This is a genomic window from Candidatus Culexarchaeum yellowstonense (genome assembly GCF_024707025.1).
GTDB lineage: Archaea > Thermoproteota > Methanomethylicia > Culexarchaeales > Culexarchaeaceae > Culexarchaeum.
Genome location: NZ_JANGFQ010000225.1, coordinates 1 through 5,642, shown reverse-complemented (window position 1 = coordinate 5,642; position 5,642 = coordinate 1). Strand labels below are relative to the sequence as shown.

General features: G+C 40.0%; 20 protein-coding genes. All 20 read right to left on the bottom strand.

Annotated elements, in window-relative coordinates:
• Nucleotides 1-83: 83 nt before the first annotated feature.
• Entirely contained in the window at nt 84-521 is a 438-nt protein-coding gene (locus MRT15_RS11690) for a hypothetical protein (RefSeq protein ID WP_304330432.1), read from the bottom strand.
• 351 nt (nt 522-872) lie between these two features.
• Nucleotides 873-1,112, bottom strand: coding sequence for a hypothetical protein (locus MRT15_RS11685; RefSeq protein WP_304330431.1), 240 nt, complete (start codon nt 1,110-1,112; stop codon nt 873-875).
• Between the two features lie 26 nt (nt 1,113-1,138).
• Nucleotides 1,139-1,300, bottom strand: a complete 162-nt coding sequence (locus tag MRT15_RS11680) for a hypothetical protein (RefSeq protein WP_304330430.1) — start codon at nt 1,298-1,300, stop codon at nt 1,139-1,141.
• Nucleotides 1,297-1,647, bottom strand: a complete 351-nt coding sequence (locus MRT15_RS11675; RefSeq protein ID WP_304330429.1) for a hypothetical protein — start codon at nt 1,645-1,647, stop codon at nt 1,297-1,299. The genes MRT15_RS11680 and MRT15_RS11675 overlap by 4 nt, the downstream gene beginning before the upstream one ends.
• The gene (locus MRT15_RS11670) at nt 1,631-1,843 is read right to left on the bottom strand and encodes a hypothetical protein (protein WP_304330428.1); all 213 of its coding nucleotides are present in this window, start codon (nt 1,841-1,843) and stop codon (nt 1,631-1,633) included. Before MRT15_RS11670 ends, MRT15_RS11675 begins: the two co-directional genes overlap by 17 nt.
• Nucleotides 1,844-2,059, bottom strand: coding sequence for a hypothetical protein (locus MRT15_RS11665; protein WP_304330427.1), 216 nt, complete (start codon nt 2,057-2,059; stop codon nt 1,844-1,846).
• Nucleotides 2,043-2,276 (bottom strand): hypothetical protein, encoded by a 234-nt coding sequence (locus MRT15_RS11660; RefSeq protein ID WP_304330426.1) that lies wholly within the window; start codon nt 2,274-2,276, stop codon nt 2,043-2,045. The genes MRT15_RS11665 and MRT15_RS11660 overlap by 17 nt, the downstream gene beginning before the upstream one ends.
• Before the next feature lie 7 nt (nt 2,277-2,283).
• A complete protein-coding gene (locus MRT15_RS11655) occupies nt 2,284-2,502 on the bottom strand; it encodes a hypothetical protein (protein WP_304330425.1) in 219 nt (72 codons plus the stop codon).
• Nucleotides 2,499-2,855 (bottom strand): hypothetical protein, encoded by a 357-nt coding sequence (locus MRT15_RS11650; protein ID WP_304330424.1) that lies wholly within the window; start codon nt 2,853-2,855, stop codon nt 2,499-2,501. The genes MRT15_RS11655 and MRT15_RS11650 overlap by 4 nt, the downstream gene beginning before the upstream one ends.
• Nucleotides 2,856-3,002 carry a hypothetical protein gene (locus MRT15_RS11645; protein WP_304330423.1) on the bottom strand — a complete coding sequence of 49 codons (147 nt, stop codon included), beginning with the start codon at nt 3,000-3,002 and terminating at the stop codon, nt 2,856-2,858.
• Entirely contained in the window at nt 2,995-3,324 is a 330-nt protein-coding gene (locus MRT15_RS11640) for a hypothetical protein (protein WP_304330421.1), read from the bottom strand. The genes MRT15_RS11645 and MRT15_RS11640 overlap by 8 nt, the downstream gene beginning before the upstream one ends.
• Before the next feature lie 2 nt (nt 3,325-3,326).
• Nucleotides 3,327-3,527 (bottom strand): hypothetical protein, encoded by a 201-nt coding sequence (locus MRT15_RS11635; RefSeq protein ID WP_304330419.1) that lies wholly within the window; start codon nt 3,525-3,527, stop codon nt 3,327-3,329.
• Nucleotide 3,528: 1 nt separating this feature from the next.
• On the bottom strand, nt 3,529-3,921 hold the full coding sequence (locus MRT15_RS11630) for a hypothetical protein (protein ID WP_304330417.1): 393 nt from the start codon (nt 3,919-3,921) through the stop codon (nt 3,529-3,531).
• 3 nt (nt 3,922-3,924) lie between these two features.
• Nucleotides 3,925-4,137, bottom strand: coding sequence for a hypothetical protein (locus MRT15_RS11625; protein WP_304330416.1), 213 nt, complete (start codon nt 4,135-4,137; stop codon nt 3,925-3,927).
• A 10-nt stretch (nt 4,138-4,147) separates the two neighbouring features.
• Nucleotides 4,148-4,381 carry a hypothetical protein gene (locus tag MRT15_RS11620; RefSeq protein WP_304330415.1) on the bottom strand — a complete coding sequence of 78 codons (234 nt, stop codon included), beginning with the start codon at nt 4,379-4,381 and terminating at the stop codon, nt 4,148-4,150.
• Entirely contained in the window at nt 4,382-4,591 is a 210-nt protein-coding gene (locus MRT15_RS11615) for a hypothetical protein (protein ID WP_304330414.1), read from the bottom strand.
• Nucleotides 4,572-4,871: a hypothetical protein gene (locus MRT15_RS11610; RefSeq protein WP_304330412.1), complete on the bottom strand. Its 300-nt coding sequence runs from the start codon at nt 4,869-4,871 to the stop codon at nt 4,572-4,574. The genes MRT15_RS11615 and MRT15_RS11610 overlap by 20 nt, the downstream gene beginning before the upstream one ends.
• Complete coding sequence (locus MRT15_RS11605) at nt 4,864-5,181, bottom strand: hypothetical protein (RefSeq protein ID WP_304330411.1); 318 nt, start codon at nt 5,179-5,181, stop codon at nt 4,864-4,866. The genes MRT15_RS11610 and MRT15_RS11605 overlap by 8 nt, the downstream gene beginning before the upstream one ends.
• Nucleotides 5,165-5,350 (bottom strand): hypothetical protein, encoded by a 186-nt coding sequence (locus MRT15_RS11600; RefSeq protein ID WP_304330410.1) that lies wholly within the window; start codon nt 5,348-5,350, stop codon nt 5,165-5,167. Before MRT15_RS11600 ends, MRT15_RS11605 begins: the two co-directional genes overlap by 17 nt.
• Nucleotides 5,351-5,530 carry a hypothetical protein gene (locus MRT15_RS11595; RefSeq protein WP_304330408.1) on the bottom strand — a complete coding sequence of 60 codons (180 nt, stop codon included), beginning with the start codon at nt 5,528-5,530 and terminating at the stop codon, nt 5,351-5,353.
• Nucleotides 5,531-5,642 lie beyond the last annotated feature (112 nt).

The window sequence follows — 5,642 nt, the reverse complement described above, 5'->3', positions numbered from 1 at the left end:
TTTCTGATTTCTTGGTATGATTTTAAGGTTTACGTTTCATACGATCATATAAAAATTATGTGTGGTTTAGTGGATTTTGCGTCTTAGTTTTTACTGTTCAGTCTTCTAAGTATGTTTGAGGCTTCATTGAGGAGTTTCTTGTCGTCTATGCAGTTCTTGTTCACGTAGTCTATAAGTTCCACTGCAAGCCTCCTGATGGTTTGCTTCAACTCATAGTATTTCAGCGTCATCCTCTCAGATGGAGTTGCACCTTCAAGTTTATCTATAAGCTTCCTGAGGTTTTCAAGCTTCTCCCAAGCTTCCTCCAAGATTAAATCCTTCTTCACCCCATCCAAGTCCACTATGCTTCCACCATTCATGACCTTCATTTGGGGGTTTATGAGTGAATGCAGTCTTTCACGGATGTATTCGCTTACACTCTTCCTCTCCCTATACGCCATATCCAAGAGAACCATGTACAAATCCCTTGGAAGATAGATCGTCAATATAACTCCATCATTTATCTTCCTCTTCCTACCCATACTTCCACTCCAAAAAACATATATTATGATATGGGTATAAATATTTAATTATTTATTAAAAAATCTATTAAACCATATACTATACCCTCTTCCACTGGAAATAAAGGTTCACTTATATAGGAGAATAGTTGAATTCATTATTAGATGATGATTGGGTTGTTGCTGATTAAATGATGAATCCTCTCTCACTGATATTGGGAATATATCATAAGCATATCCCAACCGTGCATGTGCTATCAAGTTGAAATCAAAATATATCGCTGACCACACGTTTTTGACGGGGAAATAGGTTTGAATGTGCAAAAATATGTGGTGGTGATGATCTCGCAAAAAATATATAAATTTAACGGTTTAGCCTACGAAGAATAGGTTGTCTGCAACTGAATCCACGATCTTCACTGCACCGATCTGCTTCAAGTATTCCTCCTTCTCCTTAGCTTCCTTTTCGCTTAGGACCTTATCATAGCCGAAGCTTCCTACACGAACCCTAAGCCTTACTCCTTCTGGCAATCTGTTGATCTTGTAGACGATCATGTGGCAGTATCTTGCATGCTCCATAAGCATGTTCCAATCCTCAATTATCTCAACCAACCCGTTTTCACCTCCCCCAAATTATTTTATGGAGAAAAAATATTTTTATGCTTCCTAATCTTCCGCAGTATCCAGCCTACTAGGTATGCTACTGGTATAATTGCAAGCAGTATTGGGAATATTAGGCTTGCAACAGCGTTGTATACGATGCACTTCACAAGGTCCTTAACGGCATCCTTCAATTTCATTTACGCCTCCCCCTAAGCAGCTTCTTAACCCATAATCCAACGATCCTCTCCTCATGTAATGGTCCAGTTTGGAGTTTTTTGGGTTGCGTTTTCTTTTCCCAATTGTAGATCATGTGGAGGTATTCTTCAAGCCAAGTCCTACATAATTCCTCAACGAATTTCCTGAAGTTTCCATCAACTGCATACCATATTGTTCCAAGGAATATTTCTATACACCAATCCCAACCATTACGTTTTTTAACTTCACTTACAGCTCCCATAATGCCATAGTGGGTTTGACTTTCAAGCATGTTTACTGGATTATATAGTGTTTTAACCTTCACATATGGGTTAGAAGCCTCCACCAATTATCGCCCCCTTAATGGACCCGCATTTTGAGCAAACCCATCGGACCTCAATTATGCCGTTTGCGATTTCACGTATTTGTGGGGTCATAACTCCAGGGCATGGGATCCTCTTAACGATCTTGTCACCGTTACTTGGGTCCACAAATGTCACTGTCAATGTGCCGTGGCACGGTATACTTGTAAATTCAAATTTCAATTAGCAATCCCCCCTGGTGTCAAGCCATATCCACCATAGTACTCCGAGCAATGCGTAAAACATGTTTAAAGATATGGTGGCAAGTGGATCGGCATGGTATGTCGTTATATATGTCCATGTAACTATAGCTGCAAGTATAGTGTAGACTAAAGGAAGGAGGTTCATGAATAGTTCCATGTAGAAATCGCTCCTACGCTTACTATAATTCAAATTCAACCAGTATCCTCCCCCTAAGCATTATTCTATTCAATAGTTCAATGAAGCTCCATGCAGCGGACCTAAGCCTATGACTTGGCAAATGTAATAGGAAGTCGAATTTCAATGCGTTTGGATGTATAATGTGCATTCTGAAACGTTTTATTCCACGCCAAACTTCAGGCTTTATTTTGAGGAGGTCCTCCTTCCTCTCAATTGTATATACAAGTTTCACCATTTATCATTCACCCTCCAACATACTGGTATCGTATTTTCCCGTCAAAGCAAACCCAAACTTGAAGTTCATTGTTTAAGAGTGCTTCTAAAAGTGCCTCCTTCATTCCTGGACTGCATTTCTCCCTCTCAATTACCTCCATAGCTTCAACTATGCTTAATGGTTTGTCAATTTTTGGATGGGGCTTATATCCACCCATAAAATACATCAGGTCCATCCAAACCCTCAACTTACTTCACCCACATGCCTTGGGCTTGGATAATATGAAGTTGCAGTTGATGGTTCATACTTCTTTATTGCATTCAATCTATGTGGGCAGTCTTTGCAGAAGTATACTATTATGTTTGCAGTTTGCTCTATCAATGTTCTGCTGGCTTGTGGGATGACTATTTGAGGTGTATACTTGTATATTGCCTCCATAACCTTCTTTACGAACCTCTCCTCATCAGTCTTCGGTTCGGGAACCATTTGTGATAGATACTTCAGCTCCCTCTCAAACCCTCCAGTGACGATCTTAAATGCAAACTCTATTGCCTCACAATGATCCCTTAAACCATATATGCATGGATATTTCTCGCTCATTTAGATCAACCCCAACAATTTTTTAGCCTCCTCCATTGATACTGGCTCCTTGAAATATACAATAACTTTCACTTCCCCCTCCCCTTCACCAACAACCCTTCTACCCTTAACCCAGAAAACCCAACGTTTCCTCAATTCCCTAGACATGGGTTTCACCTATTGGAAGTTTTTCACGTTCCCTATATCCAAACCACACTCCCCTCGTGGCTTCAACTATGTATGCAATGTCGAATACTCCAACCTTCCTCATGAACTTCTCTATGGCTTCATCCACATCCCTAGCTTCAATCAATATGCTTTGAAACTTCCACCCCTTCTCTTCCATTGGAACATAGAATATCCTATATGGCTTTACAGATTTCCCCTCAACCCCCTCCCTGAAATATATTATTGTAGCCAATATGGCTAGGAATAGGAACCCCCCAAAAGCACCCAATATCAATCCCCATATCATTTCAGCAATGTCCATTCCTACCCCTCCAACTTCAATTCCTCTTCAATTAAACTGTATATTCCAATTGTAGAATACAGTAATATGAAGATGAGTGGCAACCTCCAATGGATTGAATGTAAAACTTCAGGATCGAATATTATTATGAGCATGTAGAGTGCATTGAAGATAGCTGTTATGTTTGCTAGAACTCTAACTATTCCATGATAGCTAACCTTCAATTCACTTCACCTCTTTCCTCAATTCCTCTTCTATGAGCTTTTCTAGTTCTGGGTGTAGTTGGAATCTTATGAGCTTCAATTTTACTTGTAGTGCAATGTGTTTTACGATCTTCCCTCTGCATTTTGGGCATTCCCAACTCCACTTTGCACCGTTAGCTTTTAGGAACTCTATCAACTCTTGCTTCTCCCTGCTCATATGGTTGCTTATTCCAACGTAGTAGTCTATGTGTGCAAGCTCCTTCCCCTCATATAAATCCATGATTAGGCTTGCTGGAAAGTACATTCTCCCCATATCATCTGCGAAGACTGTTCCACCACAATGGCATGTGTATGCGAATAGCCCCTTACCATCCCAAGGTATAATTGAACCGCAACCAACACAATGCAAATTCAACTTTCATTCACGCTCCTCAACTCTGGATATTATTGCGGTTAACGTTATGATTAGTATGGATTCAAGTATTGTGCATCCTATTACGCTCTGCATTCCACTCCCCCTGGCATATGCATCCATAATGCAGTAGTATGTTATGAATCCCCAAATTATGATCCAAAATATGAGTAGCGAAATTATAACTGAATACTTGAGGGCATATTTATCCAAACCCATAAGTTTCACCTCATACTTTCCTCTTGATTTCCTCTATGATATCCCATAGATCGTTTAATGCACTGTCAAACTTTTCAATTATCCTTTGTGCTTTATCTGCCTCTATAGTTATGCCCAATTCCATGAGTAGCCATCTCACCTCATTTATAATGTCAGTTTCATATGATATGGATTCCCAAACCTTCTCAAGAATCCTCATTAAACCAACTATTTTTCCACGGTTTTCCACCTTCACTTCAGACATTCAATTCACCTCCATGATCTTTAATGGATATATGTTTACAAGTCGATAGTCTTTTTTACAAGCAGCACAGTGGAACTTTTCATCGATGAGTGCTTCAACCCAAATTGTGGATAGACATGGTTTATGTCTAAGCTCTATTATCAGGGGATTTGGAACTCTGGGTACATGTAGACCTTCAACTATAAATTCATCAGTTACATCCTTGATCATAACTTTCACTCACCTCTCCTTTAACTTTCTCCACTTTTACAACTCTGCTGCCCTTTAATTTCACGATTATCCTGTCGCCCTTTTTCAAACTCTCGACTTCTGGGCATATTTCCCTTGTAACGGCAGTTTCCCACCATGAATATTCTGCATATTCCTTAGGTGCGTAGTGGAGAGACCACCATTCTTTGCCATCACGACCCTTAAACTTCTCTGGGTCCTTTGTTAAGATTGCCTCCTTCACCTCCATTATAGCCTCCTCGAAATTCTCGGCTTCACCCATCTTCGCTCCCCCTCATTTCCTTTATGAATTTACCCCAAACTTCTTCAGTCTTCTTTAAGCAATACTCGAATGTAGCCTTCAGCCATTCATATGCCTTCTCAACGTTTTCAGGGTATAGTTTGCTTATCAATATGTAGTTTAACCCCGATTCTGGCCTTATTGGACCTGTAACTTCTATCCAAATGTAGTTTGGTCTCTCGGCAATCTTCCCTATGACTACGTCTCTCCCCTTGTTGAATGCATATTTGAATATTACGTATTCAATTTCCTCCCACATCCTCTCCAAAATCTCCTCATTTATCTCGCTCATGCAGGATCTCCTCCCTCGATTTTTCAAACGCTTCAATTAGAGCATTGAGGAATTTCATAAATCCATTATGCATCTTAATTGCTTCTTCGTAATGTTCCTTGCAATATGAGAATCCAAAGAAAATGTATTCAGCCTCCCCACCACATTTTACGCATTTTATCAATTTCACTTATCCCCTCATTTTCTCAGATTCCCTTTTTGCTTCTTCCAATATCATTTTTTCGAACTCCTTTACCTTTTCGCCGAGCCCCTTCTTTACTTCTTTGAAGCATTCTTCACAGAAGCTTCCTCCACTACCGAAGAGGATGAAGACGTATTCGGCTGGCTTACCACATATTACACATTTCATTTCTTTTCACCCCACTATTGGGGTTTGCATTGGACATTTACCGTTTGGCTTTAGCTTCAATACACAGTATCTTTTAACCCAACTCAACCTTCCACGGTATGGTGCACTGTAT